The sequence below is a fragment of the Terrabacter sp. R4-6 genome (assembly GCF_057529065.1).
Map to the genome: position 1 here is coordinate 1,249,012 of NZ_CP197224.1, position 22,505 is coordinate 1,271,516.

21 protein-coding genes are annotated in these 22,505 nt (G+C 73.0%); 14 read left to right on the plus strand and 7 right to left on the minus strand.

Annotation, left to right across the window (positions count from 1 at the left end):
* Positions 1-24: 24 nt before the first annotated feature.
* Both ACSSS0_RS05875 and ACSSS0_RS05880 read right to left on the minus strand, forming a co-directional pair.
* A complete protein-coding gene (locus ACSSS0_RS05875) occupies positions 25-351 on the minus strand; it encodes a hypothetical protein (RefSeq protein WP_487230376.1) in 327 nt (108 codons plus the stop codon).
* Between the two features lie 127 nt (positions 352-478).
* A complete protein-coding gene (locus tag ACSSS0_RS05880; protein ID WP_487230377.1) occupies positions 479-664 on the minus strand; it encodes a hypothetical protein in 186 nt (61 codons plus the stop codon).
* A gap of 74 nt (positions 665-738) precedes the next feature.
* On the opposite strand from ACSSS0_RS05880, the gene ACSSS0_RS05885 reads away from it, so the two are divergent.
* Positions 739-1,278: a MarR family winged helix-turn-helix transcriptional regulator gene (locus ACSSS0_RS05885; protein WP_487230378.1), complete on the plus strand. Its 540-nt coding sequence runs from the start codon at positions 739-741 to the stop codon at positions 1,276-1,278.
* Between the two features lie 104 nt (positions 1,279-1,382).
* Here the strand turns inward: ACSSS0_RS05885 and ACSSS0_RS05890 are convergent, their stop codons facing one another.
* Positions 1,383-1,937, minus strand: a complete 555-nt coding sequence (locus ACSSS0_RS05890; protein WP_435984892.1) for an NADPH-dependent FMN reductase — start codon at positions 1,935-1,937, stop codon at positions 1,383-1,385.
* A 95-nt stretch (positions 1,938-2,032) separates the two neighbouring features.
* Here ACSSS0_RS05890 and ACSSS0_RS05895 point away from each other — a divergent pair, with 95 nt between their 5' ends.
* From ACSSS0_RS05895 to ACSSS0_RS05910, 4 genes are all read left to right on the plus strand, one after another.
* Complete coding sequence (locus ACSSS0_RS05895; RefSeq protein WP_487230379.1) at positions 2,033-2,623, plus strand: TetR/AcrR family transcriptional regulator; 591 nt, start codon at positions 2,033-2,035, stop codon at positions 2,621-2,623.
* A 153-nt stretch (positions 2,624-2,776) separates the two neighbouring features.
* Positions 2,777-6,130 carry a bifunctional lysylphosphatidylglycerol synthetase/lysine--tRNA ligase LysX gene (gene lysX, locus ACSSS0_RS05900; protein WP_487230380.1) on the plus strand — a complete coding sequence of 1,118 codons (3,354 nt, stop codon included), beginning with the start codon at positions 2,777-2,779 and terminating at the stop codon, positions 6,128-6,130.
* The gene (locus ACSSS0_RS05905; protein WP_487230381.1) at positions 6,121-7,236 is read left to right on the plus strand and encodes an alpha/beta hydrolase; all 1,116 of its coding nucleotides are present in this window, start codon (positions 6,121-6,123) and stop codon (positions 7,234-7,236) included. Before lysX ends, ACSSS0_RS05905 begins: the two co-directional genes overlap by 10 nt.
* A gap of 247 nt (positions 7,237-7,483) precedes the next feature.
* Complete coding sequence (locus tag ACSSS0_RS05910) at positions 7,484-8,239, plus strand: SGNH/GDSL hydrolase family protein (RefSeq protein ID WP_487230382.1); 756 nt, start codon at positions 7,484-7,486, stop codon at positions 8,237-8,239.
* A gap of 37 nt (positions 8,240-8,276) precedes the next feature.
* Here ACSSS0_RS05910 and ACSSS0_RS05915 read toward each other — a convergent pair whose 3' ends face one another.
* On the minus strand, positions 8,277-8,891 hold the full coding sequence (locus tag ACSSS0_RS05915; protein WP_487230383.1) for a flavodoxin family protein: 615 nt from the start codon (positions 8,889-8,891) through the stop codon (positions 8,277-8,279).
* A 146-nt stretch (positions 8,892-9,037) separates the two neighbouring features.
* On the opposite strand from ACSSS0_RS05915, the gene ACSSS0_RS05920 reads away from it, so the two are divergent.
* On the plus strand, positions 9,038-10,051 hold the full coding sequence (locus ACSSS0_RS05920; protein WP_487230384.1) for a TIGR03885 family FMN-dependent LLM class oxidoreductase: 1,014 nt from the start codon (positions 9,038-9,040) through the stop codon (positions 10,049-10,051).
* Positions 10,048-11,730 carry an alpha-amylase family protein gene (locus tag ACSSS0_RS05925; RefSeq protein WP_487230385.1) on the plus strand — a complete coding sequence of 561 codons (1,683 nt, stop codon included), beginning with the start codon at positions 10,048-10,050 and terminating at the stop codon, positions 11,728-11,730. The genes ACSSS0_RS05920 and ACSSS0_RS05925 overlap by 4 nt, the downstream gene beginning before the upstream one ends.
* 115 nt (positions 11,731-11,845) lie before the next feature.
* Here the strand turns inward: ACSSS0_RS05925 and ACSSS0_RS05930 are convergent, their stop codons facing one another.
* A complete protein-coding gene (locus ACSSS0_RS05930; protein ID WP_487230386.1) occupies positions 11,846-12,844 on the minus strand; it encodes an SDR family NAD(P)-dependent oxidoreductase in 999 nt (332 codons plus the stop codon).
* Positions 12,845-12,922: 78 nt separating this feature from the next.
* Here ACSSS0_RS05930 and ACSSS0_RS05935 point away from each other — a divergent pair, with 78 nt between their 5' ends.
* The gene (locus ACSSS0_RS05935; RefSeq protein WP_487230387.1) at positions 12,923-14,104 is read left to right on the plus strand and encodes a zinc-dependent alcohol dehydrogenase; all 1,182 of its coding nucleotides are present in this window, start codon (positions 12,923-12,925) and stop codon (positions 14,102-14,104) included.
* Positions 14,105-14,147: 43 nt separating this feature from the next.
* Positions 14,148-14,519, plus strand: a complete 372-nt coding sequence (locus ACSSS0_RS05940; RefSeq protein ID WP_487230388.1) for a hypothetical protein — start codon at positions 14,148-14,150, stop codon at positions 14,517-14,519.
* Between the two features lie 14 nt (positions 14,520-14,533).
* Here the strand turns inward: ACSSS0_RS05940 and ACSSS0_RS05945 are convergent, their stop codons facing one another.
* Positions 14,534-15,406, minus strand: coding sequence for an SDR family oxidoreductase (locus ACSSS0_RS05945; RefSeq protein ID WP_487231192.1), 873 nt, complete (start codon positions 15,404-15,406; stop codon positions 14,534-14,536).
* A gap of 259 nt (positions 15,407-15,665) precedes the next feature.
* Between ACSSS0_RS05945 and ACSSS0_RS05950 the strand changes: the two genes are divergently transcribed.
* Positions 15,666-16,508: a sigma-70 family RNA polymerase sigma factor gene (locus ACSSS0_RS05950; RefSeq protein ID WP_435984881.1), complete on the plus strand. Its 843-nt coding sequence runs from the start codon at positions 15,666-15,668 to the stop codon at positions 16,506-16,508.
* A 27-nt stretch (positions 16,509-16,535) separates the two neighbouring features.
* Here the strand turns inward: ACSSS0_RS05950 and ACSSS0_RS05955 are convergent, their stop codons facing one another.
* Positions 16,536-17,297, minus strand: coding sequence for an ANTAR domain-containing protein (locus ACSSS0_RS05955; RefSeq protein ID WP_487230389.1), 762 nt, complete (start codon positions 17,295-17,297; stop codon positions 16,536-16,538).
* Between the two features lie 330 nt (positions 17,298-17,627).
* Here ACSSS0_RS05955 and ACSSS0_RS05960 point away from each other — a divergent pair, with 330 nt between their 5' ends.
* The 4 genes from ACSSS0_RS05960 to ACSSS0_RS05975 all read left to right on the plus strand — a co-directional run bounded on the left by ACSSS0_RS05960 (position 17,628) and on the right by ACSSS0_RS05975 (position 22,480).
* Positions 17,628-19,019 carry a cation:proton antiporter domain-containing protein gene (locus ACSSS0_RS05960; RefSeq protein ID WP_487230390.1) on the plus strand — a complete coding sequence of 464 codons (1,392 nt, stop codon included), beginning with the start codon at positions 17,628-17,630 and terminating at the stop codon, positions 19,017-19,019.
* Between the two features lie 196 nt (positions 19,020-19,215).
* A complete protein-coding gene (locus ACSSS0_RS05965) occupies positions 19,216-20,310 on the plus strand; it encodes a glycosyltransferase family protein (protein WP_487230391.1) in 1,095 nt (364 codons plus the stop codon).
* A complete protein-coding gene (locus ACSSS0_RS05970; protein ID WP_487230392.1) occupies positions 20,298-21,380 on the plus strand; it encodes a glycosyltransferase in 1,083 nt (360 codons plus the stop codon). The genes ACSSS0_RS05965 and ACSSS0_RS05970 overlap by 13 nt, the downstream gene beginning before the upstream one ends.
* Complete coding sequence (locus ACSSS0_RS05975) at positions 21,377-22,480, plus strand: glycosyltransferase (protein WP_487230393.1); 1,104 nt, start codon at positions 21,377-21,379, stop codon at positions 22,478-22,480. The genes ACSSS0_RS05970 and ACSSS0_RS05975 overlap by 4 nt, the downstream gene beginning before the upstream one ends.
* The last annotated feature ends 25 nt before the right edge of the window (positions 22,481-22,505 follow it).

The following is a 22,505-nucleotide window of genomic DNA, read 5'->3' on the forward strand; positions in this document are numbered from 1 at the left end:
ACCGGGGACCTCGACCCGACGGTCTCAGGCCTGGTGGCGCCGGCGGCGGCTGCGGTCCTCGTGGAGCTCGGGGTGCACGTCCTCGGGCAGCTCCTCGGGCTCGGCGCCCTCACCCGGACGGGCCACGCCCCAGCCGTCAGGGGTGATCGTGTCGACCGGCGGGTTGCCGACGAGGTGGGAGCGCTCGGCGCCCTCGGGATGGTCGCGACGCGCCTGCTCGGTGTCGTCGCGATGCTTGTTGAGGGACTCGCTGGGGTCGCGTCCGGCTCGACGGGGTCCGACGACGAGCAGGCCGATGACGAGGATCACGACGACGGCCAGCATGACGAGGAGTCCTACACGATCACCCATGGGCACCTCCGGGGTCCGATGCGTCACTCCCGACGGTACTCCCGTCGGCTCCGCGTGAGGCCCGTTGCGCGCGAACGGATGCCGCACGGGTCGCACCTGCGGCGCGGCCTGCGGCGGCCAACGTGTGTCAGTGCGCGTCGCGGGCGGCCCGGGCCTCGGCGACCTTGGCCGCACGCTCACGCGCGAGCCGGGCGGTGGGGTCGTTGCCCTCGCCGAGCTGGGCCGGACCGAAGACGGTCAGGGCGATCAGCCGCAGCCGGTAGCCGATGCGGTAGGCGATCGAGAGTCCGTCACGGGGCTTCGAGCTCGACACGATGCTGCCTCCAAATTGATTAGTGCACTAACTGTTAGTGTACACAGATCCCGCCACCCCGAGGACGAGGCCCGATGACCCGCAGCGCCACCCCCCGACCCACGCCCCGTTCGATCCCCCGTGCGGTCCCCCGTGCGGTCACTCGTGCGGTCGCCCGTCCGGACGAGGCCACCGCGTCCCCCGACGACCTGCTCAAGCTCGACCAGCAGGTCTGCTTCGCCCTCGCCGTGGCGGCCCGCAACGTCATCGGGCTCTACCGCCCCGTGCTCGAGCCCCTCGGGCTCACCCACCCGCAGTACCTCGTCATGCTCGCCCTCTGGGAGAGGTCCCCCCTCACCGTCCGCGAGATCGGGCGTCTCCTCAGCCTCGAGCCGGCGACGCTCTCACCCCTGCTCAAGCGACTCGAGGCCGCAGGTCTGGTGTCGCGCGAGCGCCACCCCGACGACGAGCGCGCCCTCGCGATCACCCTGACACCACGTGGGCGGCGGCTGCGTGAGGAGGCACTGCAGGTCCCGCCACAGATCGTCGAGCGCCTCGGCATGCGGGTCGAGGACCTCCAGGCGCTGCACGCCACGCTCACCCGGGTCATCGCCGCGACGACGGCGACCGACTGAGCAGCCGCCGGGGACACGACGACGGCCCGGGTATGCCGCTGGGCCCGGACATCGGTCCGGGCCCAGCAGGTCGTCGGCTCGTCGCGGGCCGGAAGGTCGGGTCGTCAGGCAGCGGGTCGGTGGTCGACGAGGGCGCCGAGCGCGTCCTTGAGGCGCCCGAAGACCTCGGGGTCGCCGAGCACGTCGGTGTCGATCGTCGTCTGCGACACGATGACGTCGTCGAGCACGACGGCGCCGGCGATCCCCGCCGAACGGCGGGTGTCGTCGTGGGCCCACTTGCCGCCGTAGGGAGTCGGGGTCGCGCCGACGACGGCGAAAGGCTTGCCGGTGATGGCGCCCTGGCCGTAGGGGCGTGACAGCCAGTCGATGGCGTTGTTGAGCACGGCCGGCATGGTGCCGTTGTACTCCGGCGTCACGGCGAGCACGCGGTCGGCGCCGGCGACGCTCGCGCGCAGCTGGGCGGCCGTGGCGGGCACGTCGTCGCCGTCGATGTCCTCGTTGTAGAACGGCAGGGCGCCGAGGCCGTCGATGATGTCGATCTCGACACCCTCGGGCGCCTGGTCGCGCAGCGACTCGGCGATGCGGCGGTTGACGGACTCGTTGCGCAGGCTTCCGACGAGGACGGCGACGCGCGTGCGGGGGGTGGCAGCAGTGGTCATGGAGGCAGAAACGGACCGCGGTCCGCTTCTATTCCCGGGCGGCGGCGGGTCCTCGCGCTGCTCTGGCGGCCGTCGTCCGACCTAGGATCGCGACCGTGTCCACCGAGCCGTTCTTCGACCTGCGCACGCGCCCCGAGCGGCGTGACGCGGCGCGCAACCGCGAGCTGCTCCTCGACGCAGCGCACCGGCTCGTCGACCGTGACGGCGTCGACGGCGTGACGATGGATGCCGTAGCGGCCGAGGCCGGCGTCGGCAAGGGCACGGTGTTCCGTCGCTTCGGCAGCCGTGCCGGCCTCATGACGGCCCTGCTCGACCACGGCGAGGCCCGGTGGCAGGGCCTCGTCATCTCCGGGCCGCCCCCTCTCGGACCGGGCGCGCCTCCCCTGGACCGGCTCCTCGCGTTCGGTGAGTCCCGCCTCGAGCGCACCGTCGTGGGCAGCGACCTCATGATCGCGGCCGCGGGCCGCCACGGCCGTTCGCTGCCCGCCGTCGCCTTCCTCGTCGCCCACGTGCGCCACCTGCTCGCCGAGCTCGACGTGACGGGCGACCTGCCCGTCCTCGCCTTCTCCCTGCTCGCGCCGCTCGACGTGGCCTTCGTCCTGCCCCAGCTCGAGGCCGGGGTGACGCGCGAGCGCATCCTCGACACGTGGAACGACCTCGTCCGCCGCGTCGTCGACGCCGGCTGAGCGTCACCTCCCGGCCAGCCACCGCGAGCGCCAGCCGCACCCCACCAGGCGGGCCAGCCCTCTCGCGGCTGGACGCTCGCTGGACGTGCGCTGTGGGGAGACGTGCAGGCAACGCCCAGCGACTGCCCAGCGGCTGGGTGGATCGTCTGCGCCATGGGCACCCGAACCTCGCGGGCGCCGGCCTCGCACCGTCCCGCACGACTGCTCACCGGCCTCTACGCGCTCGCCACCCTCGTCGCGCTCCTGCTGACCCTGCTGGCACGGCGCCGACCCCACCCGCTCCCCGCCGAGGGGCTCTTCGGCCTCCTCAACGTGCCCGTGGCCCCGACCTTCGTGTCCGTGGTCGCTCTCGCTCTCGCCACCCGGGCGCTCCTGGGCCGCAAGCGGATCGGCCTGTGGTTCGTCGCCGTCTTCCAGGTCCTCGGCATCTACGTGGGGTTCGTGGCGCTCGTGCCGGCCGCCCGGCTGCCCCGCACCGAGATGTGGGCGAGCCGCGGCGAGCTCGGACGCGGGCTCGACATCCTCTCGACCCTCGTGGCCGCCCTCGCGCTCTGGTGGCTCTGGCGGATCCGGCACGAGTTCACCGGACGGCTCCAGCGCGGCTCCTGGGGGCTCGCGCTCGCCGCCCTCGCCGCCGGTTCGGTCGTGACCCTGGCGGTGGCCTGGACCCTCCTCGGCACGGTCGGCGCTCCGCGCTCGCAGGTCGACCCCCTCGTCGACACCGTGCTCGCCGTCTTCGGCGGTGTGAGCCGGCGCACCCTCGCGCTCGTCCCGCCCTGGGTCGTCGACGTCGTCGCGGTCTGCGCGGGCCTGACGATCCTCGCGGCCGTCACCCTCTTCCTCGCCTCCGCACGGCCCCGCAGCCGCTGGTCGCCGGACCGCGAGGTGGCCCTGCGTGGCCTGCTCGCCCACCACGGGTCCGAGGACTCCCTCGGCTACTTCGCCACCCGCCGCGACAAGGCCTCCGTCTTCTCCCCCGACGGTCGGGCCGCCGTCACCTACCGGGTCGTCGCCGGGGTCTCCCTCGCGAGCGCCGACCCGGTCGGCCACCCGGACAGCTGGCGGCCCGCCATCGAGGCCTGGCGGGCCGAGGCGCGCGAGTTCGGCTGGGTGCCCGCCGTGGTCGGCGCGAGCGAGCGTGGCGCCCGCGCGTACGCCGCCGTCGGGGGCATGCGCGTGCTGCTCCTCGGCGACGAGGCCATCCTCGACCCCGCGCGCTTCGACCTGCGGCGAACGTCCCTCTCACCGGTCCGGCACGCCGCGGCCAGGGCGGCTCGCGCCGGACTCGAGGTCCGCCTGCGCCGCCAGCGTGACCTGCGGACCGACGAGGTCGCCGAGATCTCGGAGCGTGCCGAGGCCTGGCGCGGCGGTGAGACCGACCGCGGCTTCTCGATGGCCCTCGGGCGCGGCGGTGACCTCGCCGACGGCGACGTCCTCCACGTGACCGCCCACGCCCTCGACGGGTCGCTCGTCGGGGTGCTCTCGCTCGTGCCGTGGGGCCGCACGGGAGTCTCCCTCGACGTCATGCGGCGCTCGCCGGACGCCCCCAACGGCGTCACCGAGCTCATGGTGAGCGAGCTGCTCGCCCGGTCCCGCGAGCTCGGCATCTCCCGGGTCTCGCTCAACTTCTGCATGTTCCGCTCGGTCTTCGAGGACGCCGAACGCCTCGGCTCCCGCTCGCTGACGCGCGTGGGCGCGTCGGTCCTCGGCTTCTTCGACCGCGTCTGGCAGCTCGAGCGCCTCTACCGCGCCAACGAGAAGTACGAGCCGAGCTGGCAGCCACGCTTCGTCTGCTACGACGACGCCGTGTCCCTGCCGCAGGTGGCCCTCGCCGTGGGGACGGCCGAGGGCTTCGTGCGCCACCCGTCGCTCCGCGCCGCCCGTGCCGTCCGCACCGAGCTCGACCCCGAGCACCTCGCGCAGGCGGCCTCGGTCAGCGTGCCGGCCGTCGACGTCGAGGCTCTCGGTCCGCGCCGGTCCGACCAGTTCCGCCACCGGGCGGCGGCCCTCGACCGGATGCGCGAGGCCGGGGTCGACGCCTACCCCGTCGGCGCGGCGTCGGTCACGACGACCCCCATCGCCGCCCTCGGCCCCGACGCGTGGCGGGTCCCGCGCACCGTGTCGGTCGTGGGACGGGTGCGAGAGCTCCGCGACCACGGCGGCGTCACCTTCGCGGACCTCGTCGACGGCGAGGCACGGCTGCAGGTGCTCTTCGACGCGGCCCGTCTGGGTCGGGAATGCGTCGACCAGCTCACGTCGTTCGTCGACGTCGGCGACCTCGTGCGCGTCGACGGCACGACGGGCCGGTCCCGCACCGGGACCCCGAGCCTGCTCGCCGACACGTGGCGGATGGAGGCCAAGTGCCTCCATCCCGTCCCCTTCCGCGCCTTCGACGACCCGGCCACCCGAGCGCGCCGGCGCTCGACCGACCTGCTCGTCCACCCTCGCGACGTCGAGCTGCTCCGGCACCGGTCGGCCGTCGTCGGGTCGATCCGGAGGACCCTCGGCGACGCCGGCTTCCTGGAGGTGGAGACCCCGATGCTGCACACGACCCACGGTGGCGCGAGCGCGCGGCCGTTCCGGACGTTCATCAACGCGTACGGCGTCGACCTGTCCCTGCGCATCGCCCCCGAGCTGCACCTCAAACGGCTCCTCGTCGCCGGGCTCGGTCCCGTCTTCGAGCTCGGTCGCAACTTCCGCAACGAGGGGGCGGACGCCACGCACAACCCGGAGTTCACCTCGCTCGAGGTCTACCAGCCACACGCCGACTACACGACGATGCGCCACCTCACCGAGCGGCTCGTCCGCGAGGCGGCACGCTCCGTCCACGGCCGCGAGGTCCTCCCGCTGCCCGTTCCCGGCGCCAGACCCCACGGGCACGACGGACTCGACCACGACGTCGACCTCGTCGACATCAGCGGCGAATGGCCGGTCGTCACCGTGCTCGACGCCGTCTCGGACGCGGTCGGCCGTCGGGTCACGGTCGACACCGACATCGACGTGCTGCTGGGGCTCGCCGAGGACCACGACATCACGGTGCGCCCCGAGATGGGGGCCGGGGCCGTCATCGAGGAGCTCTACGCCGAGCTCGTCGAGCCGGCGACGGTGCTGCCCACCTTCTACACCGACTTCCCCGTCGAGACCTCGCCCCTGACGCGGCCGCACCGGACGGAGGCGGGGCTCGTCGAGCGCTGGGACCTCGTCGTGGCGGGGATGGAGGTCGGCACGGCATACAGCGAGCTGACCGACCCCGTCGACCAGCGGGCCCGGCTCACCGAGCAGTCGCTCAAGGCGGCTGCCGGCGACCCGGAGGCGATGGAGGTCGACGAGGACTTCCTCCACGCGCTCGAGCTGGGGATGCCACCCAGCGGCGGCCTCGGGATCGGCGTCGACCGGCTCGTCATGCTGCTGACCCACAGCTCGATCCGCTCGGTGCTGACCTTCCCGTTCGTGCGTCCGATGACCGCGCGGCGCGGCGACCGTGAGACGAGCCCGGCATGGAGCTGACCGATCCGGGCCCCGTCGTCCTGCTCTCCGTGCTCGCGCTCGTCGTCTTCGCGCTCGTCGTCGCCGGGCTGCCGCGCTGGGGCTCCCGGGCCACGCGCGCCGTCCTCCGGGGCGTCCAGGTCGTGCTGCTCAACGTCCTCGTCCTCGCGCTCGCCGGCGCCGCGCTCAACGACCAGTACCTCTTCTACTCCAGCTGGGGTGACCTCTTCGGCTCGCGCTCGACGTCCGTGCAGGTGCACCACGGAGGGACGAGCCCGGAGGTCGTCACCGCCGCCGTGTCCGGCCCCGGGCTCCGGGGCGTCACGACGCCGGCTGTCCTGCCGCCCCTCCCCCAGCCCGGCTCGCGGCTGCAGACGTACACGGTCGTCGACAGGCGGTCGAACGCCGAGGGCCAGGTCTACGTCCACCTGCCGGTCGGCTACGACCCGAGATCGTCCCGCACCTACCCCGTCATCCTCGGCCTGCACGGCTTCCCGAGCGGGCCGAAGGGCTTCCTCAAGCTCGACTTCCTCAGCTCCGTGGACGCCCTCACCGCCGAGCACCGGCTCGCGCCCTCGATCGTCGTCGTCCCGCGCATCGACACCCCGGCGAGCCTCGACACCGAGTGCGTCAACGGCGGGCCCGGCCAGCCGCAGACGGACACGTGGCTCGCCCGCGACATCCCCGCGTGGGCCGCGCACCACTTCCGCGTCACGCTGACGCGCACCTCGTGGGCCACGCTCGGCTACTCCTACGGCGGGTGGTGTGCGGCGTCGCTGTCGATGCGTCACCCCGACGTCTTCGGCGCCGCGGTCGTGCTCCTCGGCTACTTCCGTCCGGACTTCAGCGCGGCGTACGATCCCCTGACGACGGCGACCCAGCGCGGCTACGACCTCGTCACGATGGCGCACACGGCGCCGCCGCCCGTGGCGATGTGGGTGCTCACCTCCCGCGAGGACCCGCTGTCGTATCCCACGACGTCGAAGTTTCTCAGCGTCGCCCGGAGCCCGCTCGACGTCACGGGCACGGTCCTGGCCCACGGTGGTCACCGCGACTCGGTGTTCACCCCCTACGTCCCGGCCGCCCTCGCGTGGCTGGCGCAGACCATGCCGGGCTTCCGTGCCTGAACCCCGAGGACGTATGCCGTGGGGCCGGGCCGCGGACGCGCCCCCGGACCGGAGCGGGCACCGTCGGCACCGACAGCACCGACAGCACCCACGGCACGCCGCCCGCGCCCGACCCCGACACCTCGCCGCGGCGCTGCTCGGCCTGTCCGTCCTCGCCGCGCTGGGCCTGAGCGGCGTCGTGCCCGGTCTCGGACCCTCCAGCCGTCTCCGTGACTCCGGCGCGGCGCCGAGAACGCCTGTCACGACGGTGAGCCCGTCTCCCGGTGGCGCCCCGGCGGCCTCCAGCACGACGCCGTCCGGACCACTGACGCTCGTGGGGCTCGGGGACTCGGTGCCGTCGGCCGAGACGTGTGGCTGCACGGGCTACGTCGAGCAGGTCGGGCAGCGGCTCGGCGCCCTGACCGACCGCAGCTGGGTGGTGCACAACGACGCGAACGGCGGCTGGACCACGGCGGACGTCGAGGACGACCTCGGCTCCTCGCCGACCCGAGACCACCTCGCGCACGCCGACCTCGTCCTCGTCGAGGTGGGCGCCAACGACTTCGACCTCGACCGCGTCGACGACCAGGGCTGCTTCCCGGCTGCCGGGTCGGACTGCTGGTCGGCCACCGTCGCCGGGATGCGCGACGGCCTGACCCGGATCATCGCGGCGATCCGCCGCGTCGACCACCGTCCCGACCTGCGCATCGCCCTCCTCGGCTACTGGAACGTCACGGTCGACGGCTCGGTCGGCCGGGCTCTGGGCGAGGACTTCGTGCTCGGCAGCGACGAGCTGACCCGGCTCGTCAACGACACGGTCCGGCAGGTGGCCGCGTCGACGGGCACCGTCTACGTCGACGCGTACAGCCCACTCAAGGGCACGTCGGGCACCCGGGACCCGACCGGTGACCTGCTCGACGACGGCGACCACCCGAACGCGAGCGGGCACACGCTCCTGTCCACCGCCGTCGTGGACGAGGTGGCCACGACGGGCGCGGTCGCGTCCTGGCGCTCGGCCCCGTGACCGTCGCGGGAAGGCCGGAGAGGCGCGCCGACCGGTGTCAGGTCTCGTCGGATGACGGGTAGCCGTCGGCGGCGAGCAGCCGGGCCAGGTGGGCTGCGTTCGCTGCGAGGGTGCGCGTCGTGCTCGCGACCGTGTCGGGCGTCGACTCGAGGTCCTTGTAGTCGGTGCCGTGCATGGCTTCGCCGTTCCAGTAGGTGACGCCACCGGCCGGGATGGTGAACCCGACGTCGTTGAGCGACTGGAAGGCGATCGCACTGATGTGGTGGGCTCCGTCCTCGTTGCCCACGACGACCACGACGGCGACCTTGCCGTAGGTGAGCAGCCGCCCCTCGTCGTCCTTCTCGGACAGCTCGGCGTCGAGGCGCTCGAGCACGCGCTGGCACACACTGCTGTGCTGCCCCATCCAGGTCGGGGTGGCCAGGACGAGGATGTCGCTCGCGACGACCTGCTCACGGATGGCCGGCCACGCGTCGCCGTCGCCCATGTCGAGCTCGACGCCGGGACGCACGTCGTGGTCCACGACGCGGACCATCGAGCCCGTGACGTCGTGCTCGGCGAGGGCGTCGAGGACCTGCTGCGCGAGCAGCTCGGTGCTCGATGCGGCCGGGGACGGGCTGAGCGTGCAGTTGAGTGCGAGGGCGGTCAGGGCCACGGGGCACCTCCGGACGGTCGACGGGCACGAACGGGACGGACAGGATCTGCGGGTCATACCCGTTCGAGCGGGATCCCAACAACCCCAAGGATGCCGGGCCGCCAGCCGTTGACGGCACACCCTCTCGTGCGGTTGCGTGGGGAGGCATGACCGTCATCGGCTTCCACTGCTCGCACGAGCAGATCGACCCCGCCCAGCTCCTCCGGGACGTCCGCGCCGCACAGGACGCCGGCTTCACGGCGGCGATGTCGTCCGACCACATCTCACCGTGGAGCAGCCGTCAGGGCGAGTCGGGGTACGCGTGGAGCTGGCTCGGTGCGGCCCTGGCGACGACGTCGCTGCCCTTCGGTGTCGTGACCGCCCCCGGACAGCGCTACCACCCCGCCGTCACGGCGCAGGCCATCGCGACGCTCGGACAGATGTTCCCCGGACGCTTCTGGGCGGCCCTGGGGTCGGGCGAGGCCTCGAACGAGCGGGTGACCGGTGAGGTGTGGCCGCGCAAGGAGGTCCGGGACGCCCGGCTGCTCGAGTGCGTCGACGTCATCCGGCGGCTGCTCTCCGGTGAGGAGGTCAGCTATGACGGGCTCGTGTCGGTGAACCGGGCGCGGCTCTGGACCCTCGCCGACCCCGTCCCCGACCTCGTCGGGCCGGCGGTGACGCCCGCGACGGCTGCGAGCCATGCCGGATGGGCCGACGGTCTCATCACCGTCAACCAGCCGCCCGAGACCCTGCGTCGGGTCCTCGCGGCCTACCGCGACGCCGGCGGACGAGGTCCCGCTCGCCTGCAGGTGCACGTGAGCTGGGCCCCCACCGAGGACGAGGCCCTCCACGTCGCCCACGACCAGTGGCGCAGCAACGTGCTCGGGCCGCCCGTCGCCTGGGACACCGAGACCGTCGAGGCCTTCGACCTCATCGGCGAGTCCGTGACACCCGAGCAGGTCCGGGACGCCGTGCTCGTCTCGGCGGACCTCGGCCGGCACGCCCAGTGGCTCCGGGACTACGTCGACATGGGATGGGACGAGATCTACGTGCACTTCGTCGGCCAGCACCAGGCGCCGTTCATCGAGGCGTTCGGCACGTCCGTGCTGCCGCAGCTGTCGCCGAGCACCCTTGTGCCGCAGAGCGACTCGGCTACGGCGTCCCGCGAGGTGGCCCGATGAGGATGAGCGACACGGGCGACGTCTGGTGGAAGAACGCCGTCCTCTACTGCGCCGACGTCGAGACGTTCCAGGACTCCGACGGGGACGGCGTCGGGGACCTGCGTGGCATGACCGACCGCGTGGAGTACCTCGCCGACCTCGGCGTGACGTGCCTGTGGCTCATGCCCTTCTACCCGACCGCCCGCAAGGACGACGGCTACGACATCACCGACTTCTTCGGCGTCGACCCACGTCTCGGCACGCTCGGCGACTTCGTCGAGCTCGTGCGCACCGCACGCGCCCACGGCATCCGGGTCATCGTCGACTTCGTCATGAACCACACCTCCGACCAGCACCCCTGGTTCAGGTCCGCGCGACGCAGCCGCGAGGACCCGTACCGCGACTACTACGTGTGGAGCCGAACCAAGCCGCGGTCCAGCGCGAAGGACGTCGTCTTCCCGGACGAGGAGGACAGCATCTGGGAGCGGGACGAGAAGACGGGTGACTACTACCTTCACCACTTCTACAAGCACCAGCCTGACCTCAACGTCGCGAACCCCGCTGTCCAGGAGGAGATCTCACGGACGCTCGGCTTCTGGCTCGAGCTCGGCGTGTCCGGATTCCGGGTCGACGCCGTGCCGTTCCTCTTCGCCCGCGACGGGGTGCCCGGCGTGGACGACGCCGATGCCTTCAACCCCGACCGCTACCTCGGTGACGTCCGGTCCTTCGTGACCCGGCGGGTGGGCGACGCCGTGCTCCTCGGCGAGGTCAACCTGCCCTACCCGGAGCAGCGCCGGTTCTTCGGCGGTGACGACGGGGACGGGCTCAACATGCAGTTCGACTTCATCGGGATGCAGCGCTTCTACCTCTCGCTGGCTCGCGGCGACGCCGGCCCGCTCGCCGCCGCGCTGCGCGAGAGGCCATCGCTCGACGTCACGAGCCAGTGGGCCAGCTTCGTACGCAACCACGACGAGCTGACCCTCGACAAGCTCACCACGAAGGAGCGGCGCGAGGTCTTCGACGCCTTCGGGCCCGACCCCGACATGCAGCTCTACGACCGGGGTCTGCGACGCCGCCTCCCGCCCATGGTCAGCGGTGACGAGCGGAGGGTGCGGCTCGCGTACTCCCTGATGTTCTCCCTGCCCGGCACCCCGGTGCTCTTCTACGGCGAGGAGATCGGCATGGGCGAGAACCTGGACGTGCCGGGCCGGCTCGCGGTGCGCACCCCCATGCAGTGGACGTCCGCACCGAGCGGCGGCTTCTCGACCGCCACCCCGCGCCGCCTCACCCGACCCATGCCGGAGGGGGTCTGGGCACCGGAGCACGTCAACGTCGCCGACCAGCGGCGGGACCCCGGCTCGCTGTGGTGGTTCGTGCGCAGCCTGGCGCGTCGCTACCGACAGCTGCCCGAGAGCGGATGGGCGACGGTCGAGGTGCTCGACCACCCCGTGCCGTCCGTCCTCGCCCACGTCAGCCGCTGCGAGGACTGGGCCATGCTCGCCGTGCACAACCTCGGCGAGGACGGAGCCGTCGTGCCGCTCACCGTGCCGCGGCTACCGAGGGATGCACGGCTCGTCGACGTGCTCGGTGGCCGGCCCGACCTCGACGTCACGGCATCCGGGCGGGTCGACATCGACCTCGAGCCGTACGGCTACCGGTGGCTGCTCGTCGTGCGCGACGGGGAGGACCCCTTCCTCTGAGGGGGTCCCGCAGCCCCTCGGAGGTGACGCAGCGCTGAGATGAGCTGGGACGTGTTCATGCCCGACCGCCCGTCGATGCCCACCTCCCGAGCGCGCTTCATGAGCTGGTCCCTCGTCATGTCCGCGTCGTCGCCGGCCCCTCCTCGACACGCCCGCGGACTGCGCCCCTGTTGCGTCTGGCGGCTCGGTCGCCGAGCGTCGTCAGCCGCTCGACGAAGGGCGAGCCGAGCCGCCGCCGCGCCTCGGCGCCGTCGACGGTGCGCGCCCCGCCGCGGGCCGGCGCGGTCAGCAGGAGCCGGCCCAGGAGTCCCATGACGCGCGTCGTCGTGGCCGGCGCCAGACCTCGCACCCGGATCCCCACCCACGCCAGCGGCGTCAGGACGACCATCGGACGACCGGCCAGCACCGCGTCCACGATGCGCCGGGCGGCACGGTCGGCATCGATCGAGAGCAGCGGAAGCGAGGCCGCGGGGGCGAACCATGCGTACTCGGCGGCAGGATCTCCACCGAACCGCGCGTGCACGTGGCCGCCGGTCCGCATCAGGCCGGGGACGATCGTCGTGGCCGTCACGCCGCTCCCGCTCAGGGCCGCGGCCAGGCCGTCCGAGAAGCCGACCGCGGCGAACTTGGCGGTCGCGTACGGCAGCAGGTGCGGTGGGGAGACCATGCCGCCGACCGACGTCACCGTCCCGATCCGGCCGTGCCCGCGCCGACGCATGTGCGGCAGCACCGTCAGGGCCGCGTGGATGGGTCCCCACGCCATCGTGTCGATGGCGTCCTCGAACTCGTGCAGGACCAGCGACTCGGCGGGAGCCGCCTGGATGATCCCGGCCACCGTCACGAGCACCTCGATCGGGCCGACGGAGTGCTCGACGCGACCGACGAGCTCACCCACCTCGTGCCGGTCACGGACGTCGCAGCTCTCGGCGGTGACCGGCCCCAGGGGCTCCAACTCCCGCACCGCAGCCTCGACCTCCGCGAGGTCCCGGGCCGCGACGACGACCCGGTGCCCACGCCTCAGCAGCTCCCCTGCCACGAGGAAGCCGAGGCCGCGGGATGCGCCGAGAACGACGGCCACGGGGCGGTCGGAGATGCTCTCTTCGCTCGGGCACATGCTCGCTCCTCGTCTCTGGACCCCGACACCGTTCCACCCCCGGGTTTTCCCACGGGTGCGCATGGGTAGGACCGCGTCATGAAGGCACTGACCTGGCACGGCATCGAGGACGTCCGTGTGACCGACGTACCCGACCCCGTCATCGCTCACACCACCGACGCCGTCGTGCGTGTCACGTCGACGGCCATCTGCGGCTCCGACCTGCACCTCTACCGGGTGCTCGCCCCGTACCTGCAGCCGGGAGACGTGCTCGGTCACGAGTTCATGGGCATCGTCGAGGAGGTCGGTCCGGATGTGGCCACCCTGGCGGTCGGCGACCGTGTCGTCGTGCCGTTCAACATCTCGTGCGGCCGGTGCTGGATGTGCCAGCGGGGTCTCTTCGCGCAGTGCGAGACCACGCAGAACACCGAGGCGGGCAAGGGCGCGAGCCTCTTCGGCTACACGAGCCTCTACGGCTCCGTGCCCGGCGGCCAGGCCGAGTACGTCCGCGTGCCCCACGCCGACTTCGGCCCCATCGTCATCCCCGACGAGATGCCCGACGAGCGATTCCTCTACCTCTCCGACATCCTGCCGACTGCGTGGCAGGCGGTGGAGCACGCCGACGTCAACGGCAACGACACCCTGGCCGTCCTCGGGCTGGGTCCGGTCGGGCAGCTGGCCGTGCGATCGGCGCTCTACCGAGGCGTCGGCCGGGTCATCGGGGTCGACCTCGTGCCGGATCGGCTCGAGAAGGCCCGCGCCCGGGGCGCCGAGGTCGTCGACGCCAGCAGCAGCGACGTCGCGCAGACCCTCATCGAGATGACGGACGGTCGAGGCCCGGACGCCGTGATCGACGCCGTCGGCATGGAGGCACACGGTAACCCTCTGTCCGAGAAGGTCATTGCCGCGACGAGCCGCATGCCCAAGCCTGTCGCACGAGAAGCCGTCGAGCGCTTCGGCATCGACCGCCTCGCCGCACTGCACACCGCGGTTGCGGCGGTCCGGCGAGGGGGCACGCTGTCGATCAGCGGCGTCTACGGCGGCATGGCCGACCCCATGCCGATGATGGAGCTCTTCGACAAGGGCCTGACGATCCGGATGGGCCAGTGCCACGTCCGTCGCTGGAGCGACGAGCTGCTCGACATCGTGCGCACCGACGACGACGTGCTCGGACTCGAGGGCCTCGCCACCCACCACGGGAGCCTGGCCGACGCCCCCGACCTCTACCGCATCTTCCAGGAGAAGCAGGACGAGTGCCTCAAGGTCGTCCTGCAGCCCTGACCTGCCACCAGCCGATGCCTCGACCCGGACAAGGAGAGCCACGATGAGCGTGACGAGCTTCCAGGACCTTCCCCTCGCCGACCGCGACCGGGAGTGGGACGGCGACGCCGCCGAGAAGCGGGTGCGGGCGTGGGCGGGCGCCGAGGACGAGCCCAACGCGAGGTACCGCGACGCGCACGTCTGGTACGACGCCGAGAGCAAGCAGAACTTCACGGCATACAAGCTCCTCGTCGCCGACGTCGTGGACGGACGTCTCAAGGCCGTCCCGCGGGCCGTGATGGCGGCCGCCGCCGTCATGCAGGGCTCACGCGGCGGGGTCGACCTGCCCGAGAAGGACCGCGACCGCGTCTGCAGCCACCTCGCGAAGTACTACGCGAAGATGGGCGAGGACGCTCCCTGGGAGCGCGACGGCTGACACCCGCGCGGGGCTCAGAAGACCGCGCCACCGCCGGTGACCCCGAGCACGGTGCCCGACACGTAGCTGGCCTCCGTCGGGGACGCCAGGAAGACGTATGCCGGAGCGACCTCCCCCGGCTGGCCGGCCCGTCCCAGCGGGGTGTCGGCACCGAACGTCTCGATCTTCCGGCTGTCACGGGTCGCCGGTTGCAGGGGCGTCCAGATCGGACCGGGCGCCACGGCGTTGACGCGAATCCCCTTGGGGCCCAACGAAGCCGCGAGGTTGACGGTGAGGTTGTTGAGCGCGGCCTTGGTCGCTGCGTAGTCGAGCAGCGCGGGCGACGGGTCGTAGGCCTGGATGGAGGTCGTGTTGATGATCGACGACCCGGGCTGCAGGTGCGGCAGCGCCGCCTGGCAGAGCCAGATCACCGCGTGGAGGTTGGTGCGCATGACGCGATCCACGTGCTCCGGCTGGAGGCCCTCGAGCCCCTCCGGCCCACGGTCCCAGTGGTAGCCGGCGTTGTTGACGAGGATGTCGAGGCCGCCGAGCCCGCGCACGGCGTCGGCGACGGCGCGCATGCAGGCCTGGCGCTCGACGAGGTCCCCGGGCACGAGGACGCCCGTGCGGCCGGCCTTCTCGATCCAGCCGAGGGTGTCCTCGGCGTCGGACTGCTCGGCCGGCAGGTAGCTGATGGCGACGTCGGCGCCCTCGCGGGCGTACGCGATCGCGATGGCTCGTCCGATCCCTGAGTCCCCGCCGGTGATGAGGGCCCGCTTGCCCTCGAGCCGTCCGTGCCCGACGTACGTCTCCTCCCCGTGGTCGGGCACCGGGCGCATCTCGCTCGTCAGCCCGGGTGGGTCCTGCTGCTGGGCGGGAAAGCCACCCTGGTCGTCGTGGCGCACCATGCTCTCGGCGCGGTCGGCGATCTCGGACACGGTCGGTCCTTCCAGTCGGGGAGGTGTGCCCTCCACCTACCCATCCCCCCGCTCGATGACGCGGTCCCGGACGTCCCGAGGCGGCGTGTCGCGCGGACCACAGCGGGCCCGGACCGGACGTCACCGGCACGGAACCGTTGCGCGAAGGGGGCGCCGCGTGGCACTGTCGAGTCGTCTGAGCGGTCCAATCACAGCGCCGACTCCGTCACCGCACCCCCGGAGATGAGTCATGTCGCAGCACCCTCAGCATCCCCGACTGTCCTTCGCCGAGCGGGACGCCGAGACGTCCGAGCTCTTCCGCCGTCTCGCCGCCACTCGCACGGCCGAGGAGTCGGAGCACGTCGTCGAGCAGATCGTGCACCTCTACCTCGACCTCTGCGCCTCCATGGCCGGACGCTACGACGGTCGAGGCGTCGAGCACGACGACCTCGTTCAGGTCGCCCGCCTGGCCCTCGTCAAGGCCGTCCGACGCTACGAGCCCGGGCACGCCCCGTCGTTCGCGGCCTATGCCGTGCCCACCATCTCCGGCGAGCTCAAGCGATGGTTCCGTGACCGTGGCTGGGTCGTGCGGCCCCCGCGCCGCCTCCAGGAGCTGCGCGCCGACCTGCAGTCCGTCCGGAGTCGCCTGGAGCAGGAGCTCGGCGCCACTCCCACCGACGCGGAGCTGGCCGAGGCGGTGGGGGCGACGGTCGAGGAGGTGCGCGAGGTGGCCGCCGCTGCCACCGGCTTCCGCCCGCTGTCGCTCGACTGCAGCCCCTCCGACGACGAGCGCCCCGGCCTCGCCGACTTCCTCGCCACCGACGACGGAGCGCTCGCCGGAGCGGACGACCGGGTGTGCCTCGCCGAGGCGTTGACCGAGCTCGACGACGACGAGCGCGAGCTGCTGCTCATGCGCTACGTCGAGGGCATGACCCAGCGCGAGATCGGCGAGGCGCGTGGTGTGAGCCAGATGCAGGTCTCACGGATCCTGCGACGCATCACGGTACGACTGCACGAGCAGCTCGCCGAGCACGATCCCGACTCGGACGAGCCGCCGGCGAACGTGTCCGAGGAGATGAGCACCGCCTCGTGAGAGGCGAGCCCGGCCAGCCCGGCCTCCTCAGTCGTCGGTGAGCCCCCGCCGCGGACGGTCACCGGCGATCGGCGGCAGCACACCGGTGTCGGCCACCTGGAGCGCCACGTCGTGCAGCTTGCGGTTGGAGTTCTGGCTCGCCATGCGGAGCAGGCCGAACGCCTGCTCTCGCGTGATGCGGTGACGCGCCATGAGGACTCCCATGGCCACCCCGATCTCGCGGTTCGACAGCAGCGCCTTCTGGAGGTTGTCGACCCGCTCCTGGTTCGCCGTCAGCGCCACGGCCAGCGCGCCGTGCGTCGCCAGCATCAGCCCGACGAGCTCGGACCGCTCGTCGAAGGCGCCGACCTCGTCGGAGTAGATGTTGAGACCGTCGACGCGGTCGCCGATCTCGTGTCCCATGCGGTAGGACAGCATGCTGCGCATGCCGACCTCCTCCGAGACGCGCCGGCCGAACTCGGGCCACCGTTCGTCGTGCCGGAGGTCCCGGGGCCGGTAGAGGGTGTCGTCGACGATGGCGTCGATGCACGGTCCCGACCCGACGGCGTACTGGATGGCGTCGGCCCGCCGTGCGATCTCGTCGGTCGCCGTGACGGTGCTGAAGCGGTCATGCTCGTAGCTCGTGACGCTCGCCCACCGGGCTCCCGGGACTCGCTCGACAGCGGCTCGCGCCAGCGCGTCGAGGGTGTCGTCCGGTCCCATCGACCCGAGGTCGGCCCCGAGCTTCGCGAACGTCTCCGCGACGTCGCGGAGCGCGTCGTCACCGGGTGCCAGCTCGTCCACGCCCACGGCTCACCATCCTTCTTCGTCGACCGTAGACCTCGACGCGCTGTGTGGCGAGGGGTCCACGAGCCGGCCCGCCCTGGTTGCACGAGTGCACGGACAGGGGTGCAATGGACACAGCGTGCCATGCGTCCCGGGGCGTCTGCTGCGCAGGTCTGCCGGCCAAACAAGGAGCCGGCAGGCCGCATGGGCAAGGAGGCAGGTGGACGATCGCGCTCTCCCACCGGTGCTCTGCGCCCGACGTGCTCCCGTTTCTCCGGACCCACCGATCGTCGCAGCACCCTCGCGGGTAGGTCCTCATGAGGCCCACCCCGAGGAGCAACCCCGCATGTCGTCATGTCGATCAACCTGATCTACCTCATCGCCGGTCTGGCGATGTTCCTCGCGGCCGTGCTCCCGGCCGTCCTCGACCGGTATGCCGTGTCCGCCGCGATGGTCCTCCTCCTCCTCGGCATGGTCATCGGCCTGCTGCCGCTGCCCGAGGGCATGCGTCTCGACCCCGTCGTGATCCGACCGCAGGTCGAACGGGTCACCGAGTTCACGATCCTCGTCGCGCTCATGGGCGTCGGGCTCGCCATCGACCGCTCCTTCGACTGGCGCAGCCGCTCGGCCTGGGCCTCGTGGTCCCCCACCTGGCGCCTGCTCGCTGTCGCAATGCCCCTGACGATCGCGTCGGTGGCGCTGCTCGGGTGGGGCCTCGGCGTCGCGCCCGCAGCGGCCCTGCTGCTCGGGGCCGCGCTCGCACCGACCGACCCGGTGCTGGCCAGCGACGTCCAGGTGGAGGGCCCGCGCGTCGACGGCTCGGGCCCGGGCGAGTCCGGTGACGACGACGACGGCGGCGGCGACGACGGCGACGGCGAGGCCCTCGGGGAGCCCGTCGACGAGCAGGACGACGTGCGCTTCGCACTCACCTCCGAGGCAGGCCTCAACGACGGGCTCGCCTTCCCCTTCGTCACGGCCGCCGTCCTGCTCGCGTCCGCCGGCAGCTTCTCGACGTGGGGCCTGCACTGGCTGGCCTGGGACCTCGTCGGCAAGGTCGTCGTCGGCGTCCTCGTCGGCGTCGCCGTCGGGTGGGGTCTGGCCAAGGTCGCGTTCCGGTCACCGCGCCGCTCGCTGCGGCTCGCCGAGCAGGGCGAGCCCCTCCTCGCCCTCGCGGCCCTCGTCATGACCTACGGCCTCAGCCAGCTCGTGGGTGGCTACGGCTTCCTCTCGGTCTTCGCGTGCGGCATGACGCTGCGTGCGGCCGAGCGCAACCACCGCTACCACCGCTCCATGCACGAGGTCGTCCAGCGCCTCGAGCGCCTGCTGACCCTCATCATCCTGCTCATGCTGGGCATGGCGATGACCAAGGGCGTGCTCGGTGAGCTCGACTGGCGCGGGGTCGTCATCGCCCTCGCGCTCGTCTTCGTCGTGCGTCCGCTGTCCGGGTGGGCGAGCCTGCGAGTGCGCGCTCGCCCCGCCGACCTCCCGGGGGGCCTGGGCCGTCGCGAGACCCTGGCGACCGCGTTCTTCGGGGTGCGCGGCATCGGGTCGCTCTACTACCTCGCCTTCGCGGCGGGCGAGCACGCCTTCGCCGACGAGCGCTGGCTGTGGTCGACGGTCGCCTTCACCATCCTGCTGTCGGTCATGGTGCACGGCACGCTCGCCACCCCCGTCATGCGCTACCTCGAGCGCCGGCGCGAGCGCGCCGGGCGCGCCGGGGCCGCCGGGGCCGCCGAGCCGGCCTGACGGCAAACGCCCCGGGTCCCGACAACCGGCACATACCTCGCATACCTCGCACACCGCGCGCGTTCCGTCGGATCGGTGTGGTGGTGGCCCGACCCGGGTATGGGCTCACTGGAGGCTCCAGCCCAGCGGCCCCCCGAGTCCGCGCCGGCGCCCCCTCCATCGGTGCGTCGGGCGGCGTGCACCGAGAGGTAACCGGTTGAGCCCCGTCATCGCGTCCGTCCCCGCAGGCCACGTCTACGTCCGCCACCTCGCCCCTCCCGACGGCGACACGACGGTGACGAGGCTGGCCGACCCCCGACCCCGAGCCGACGTGCCCGACGCCCAGTGGTGGCCCCCGCGGATGCTCGAGCCCGGCTGGGTCGACGCGCACGCCGACGAGTTCGACGTCATGCACGTGCACTTCGGCTTCGACGCCGTGTCGCCGGACGACCTCTCACGGGTCGCCTCGAGCCTGCGGCGGCACGGCCGCCCCCTCGTGCTGACCGTGCACGACCTGCGCAACCCGCACCACCACGAGCGCGAGCTGCACGACGCGCAGCTCGGGGTCCTCGTCGAGGCCGCTGACGCCGTGCTGACCCTGACCCCCGGCGCGGCGGCGGAGATCGCCGAGCGCTGGGGCCGCGAGGCCCTCGTCGTGCCCCACCCGCACGTCGTCGAGGAGCCGCGCCTCTCGCGGCCCCGGATCCCACACCGCGGCTACGTCTTCGGCGTCCATGCCAAGAGCCTGCGCGCTGGCATGGACCCGCTGCCCGTCATCGAGGAGATCGTCGCCACCCTGCCCGAGATGCCCGGCGCCCGGCTGCGCGTCGACGCCCACACCGACGTCATGACCCCCGGCGGGCCCCGGCACGCGACCGACCTCGAGCCCCGGCTCCGCGAGCTCGCTGCCGGCGACCGCGTCGACCTGCACGTGCACGACTACTTCGGCGACGACGAGCTGTGGGACTACCTCCAGTCCCTCGACGTCTCGGTGCTGCCCTACCGCTTCGGCACGCACTCCGGCTGGCTCGAGGCGTGCCACGACCTCGGGACCACAGTCGTCGCACCCGACTGCGGCCACTACGCCGACCAGCGCCCGTGCCTGCTCTACGGCGCGCCTGGCTCGCTGTCGGACGGCGGCGCCCCGCCGCTGCGCGACGCGCTGCTCCGCGCGTACCGCGAGCGACCCTCGTGGCGGGCCGATCCGGAGGACCGACGGCGCGAGCGCCATGAGGTGTCCCGCGCCCACGAGCAGGTGTATGCCGCCGTGCTGGCCGCCGCTGCCGAGCGGGGTGTCGCGTGCGCATCGTGATCCTCGCGGCCGCGAGGCACCCGATCGCCGAGCCGTTCGCCGGTGGCCTGGAGTCGCTGACGTGGCACCTCGTGCGTGGCCTGCGCCGCCGCGGTGTCGACGTGTCGTTCTTCGCCGGACCCGGTAGCGACCCGCAGCTGGGCGCGACCGCACTCGACGTCGAGCCCCTGCGCCTCAGCGACACGGCCAGGGCCGACGTGTCGATGGTGCCCGAGGCCTGGCTGCGCGAGCACCACGCGTACCTGCAGGTCATGCTGGCGCTCCAGCGGCGCCCCGACGTCGCGGTCGTGCACAACAACAGCCTCCACCACCTTCCCGTCGCGATGGCCGACTCGCTGCCGGCACCCGTCCTCACGACGCTGCACACCCCACCGACCCCGTGGCTCGAGCCGGCCATCGAGATCAGCTCCCGGTCACGGAATCCTTTGCAGCACAGCCACTTCGTCGCCGTGAGCGAGCACACCGCGAGGTCGTGGGCGCACGTCACCCCGGCGCACGTCGTGCACAACGGCGTCGACGTCGAGCGGTGGGTGGAGGGACCCGGCGGCGGCGACCTCGTGTGGGTCGGACGTCTCGTCCCGGAGAAGGCCCCGCACCGCGCCATCGCCATGGCTCGGGCCGCGGGCCGCCGGCTGCGCATCGCCGGACCGGTGGGTGACGCGGCCTACTTCACCCGCCACGTCGCGGGCGAGCTCGGGGACGACGTCGAGTACGTCGGCCACCTCGGCACCGACGGCCTCGTCGGCCTCGTCGGGGCGAGCGCGGCCATGCTCGTGACGCCGGAGTGGGACGAGCCGTACGGCCTCGTCGCCGCGGAGTCCCTCGCCTGCGGCACGCCGGTCGTGGCCCTGGACCGCGGCGGCCTGCGCGAGTTCGTCGTCCCCGGAGTCGGCGTGCTGCTCCCCCGCGACTGCGACGACGCTGCCGCCGGCGCGGCCGTGGCCGCAGCGGTCGAGCTCGACCGCGGGGCCTGTCGGGCGCACGCCGTCGCCGCCTGTTCGGTGGACCGCATGGTCGAGAGCTACCTCGAGATCTACGAGTCCCTCACCGCGATGTCCGGTGCCGCATGATCGGCTGGTACGTCCACCACCAGGGGCTGGGCCACCTGACCCGCCTCCAGGCCGTCGCCGAGCACCTCGAGTCGCCCGTCACGGGGATCAGCTCCCTGCCGGCACCCGACGGCTGGTCGTCGGAGTGGCTGCACCTCGACCGTGACGACCGGATGCCGGCGACCGAGGTCGCTCACGCCGACCCGTCCGCGGGCGGCGTGCTGCACTGGGTGCCCCGGCACGACGCCGGGCTGGCCCGACGCGCCGCTGCGCTGACCGCGTGGATCACCCGGGCGCGGCCCTCGCTCGTCGTCGTCGACGTGTCCGTGGAGGTCGCGACGCTGGTCCGGCTGTGCGGCGTGCCCGTCGTCGTGCTCGCCATGCCCGGAGAGCGGACCGACCGAGCCCACTGCCTCGCGTACGACCTCGCCGACGCCCTCCTCGCCCCGTGGCCCGAGGCGGCCCACGCGGCCGACTGGCCCGAGGCGTGGCGCGACAAGCTGTGGGCGGTCGGCGGCATCTCGCGTTTCGACGGCCGGGTCCCGGCCCGTCGACGCACGTCGCTCGGATCGTCCGCCGGCGGCATCGAGGCGCTCGCCGACACGCCTGGCACCGCCGGCCCGGACCCGGGGGAGCCCGCGCCGCGACGCGTCCTCGTCCTCTGGGGCGGGGGCGGGCGGTCCACGTCCGACGACGACGTGGCCGCCGCCCGGGCCGCGACGCCGGGCTGGGAGTGGATCGAGCGAGGACCGGGCTCACCCTCACCCGACCTGTGGGCCGACCTCGAGTCGGCCGACGTCGTCGTCACGCACGGGGGGCAGAACGCCGTCGCCGAGGTCGCCGCCGCCCGCCGTCCCGCCGTCGTCGTGGCCCAGCCGCGCCCCTTCGACGAGCAGGTCGCGACGGCGGCCGCCGTCGACCGGCTCGGTGCCGCCGTCGGCGTCGCCGCGTGGCCACCGGCACCGGCCTGGCCGGGACTGCTCGAGCGAGCCCTGGACCGCGGCGGCGAGGGCTGGCGACGGTGGTCGACGGGGCAGGGGGCGATCTGCGCCGCAGCCGGGCTCGACGAGCTCGCCGACCGTCAGGGCGGCGCGGGCACCGGCGTACGGAGCGCCTCGTGATCCCCGCGCCATCTGGACCGCCCGC

Excerpts from the sequence above, each read along its gene's own strand:
- ACSSS0_RS05890 (WP_435984892.1), bottom strand. The coding sequence starts at position 1,937 with ATGACCACTGCTGCCACCCCCCGCACGCGCGTCGCCGTCCTCGTCGGA.
- ACSSS0_RS05945 (WP_487231192.1), bottom strand. The coding sequence starts at position 15,406 with ATGGTGCGCCACGACGACCAGGGTGGCTTTCCCGCCCAGCAGCAGGAC.
- ACSSS0_RS05920 (WP_487230384.1), top strand. The coding sequence starts at position 9,038 with ATGACCGTCATCGGCTTCCACTGCTCGCACGAGCAGATCGACCCCGCC.
- lysX (WP_487230380.1), top strand. The coding sequence starts at position 2,777 with ATGGGCACCCGAACCTCGCGGGCGCCGGCCTCGCACCGTCCCGCACGA.
- ACSSS0_RS05905 (WP_487230381.1), top strand. The coding sequence starts at position 6,121 with ATGGAGCTGACCGATCCGGGCCCCGTCGTCCTGCTCTCCGTGCTCGCG.
- ACSSS0_RS05940 (WP_487230388.1), top strand. The coding sequence starts at position 14,148 with ATGAGCGTGACGAGCTTCCAGGACCTTCCCCTCGCCGACCGCGACCGG.
- ACSSS0_RS05925 (WP_487230385.1), top strand. The coding sequence starts at position 10,048 with ATGAGGATGAGCGACACGGGCGACGTCTGGTGGAAGAACGCCGTCCTC.
- ACSSS0_RS05885 (WP_487230378.1), top strand. The coding sequence starts at position 739 with ATGACCCGCAGCGCCACCCCCCGACCCACGCCCCGTTCGATCCCCCGT.
- ACSSS0_RS05875 (WP_487230376.1), bottom strand. The coding sequence starts at position 351 with ATGGGTGATCGTGTAGGACTCCTCGTCATGCTGGCCGTCGTCGTGATC.
- ACSSS0_RS05950 (WP_435984881.1), top strand. The coding sequence starts at position 15,666 with ATGTCGCAGCACCCTCAGCATCCCCGACTGTCCTTCGCCGAGCGGGAC.
- ACSSS0_RS05930 (WP_487230386.1), bottom strand. The coding sequence starts at position 12,844 with ATGTGCCCGAGCGAAGAGAGCATCTCCGACCGCCCCGTGGCCGTCGTT.
- ACSSS0_RS05975 (WP_487230393.1), top strand. The coding sequence starts at position 21,377 with ATGATCGGCTGGTACGTCCACCACCAGGGGCTGGGCCACCTGACCCGC.
- ACSSS0_RS05960 (WP_487230390.1), top strand. The coding sequence starts at position 17,628 with ATGTCGATCAACCTGATCTACCTCATCGCCGGTCTGGCGATGTTCCTC.
- ACSSS0_RS05935 (WP_487230387.1), top strand. The coding sequence starts at position 12,923 with ATGAAGGCACTGACCTGGCACGGCATCGAGGACGTCCGTGTGACCGAC.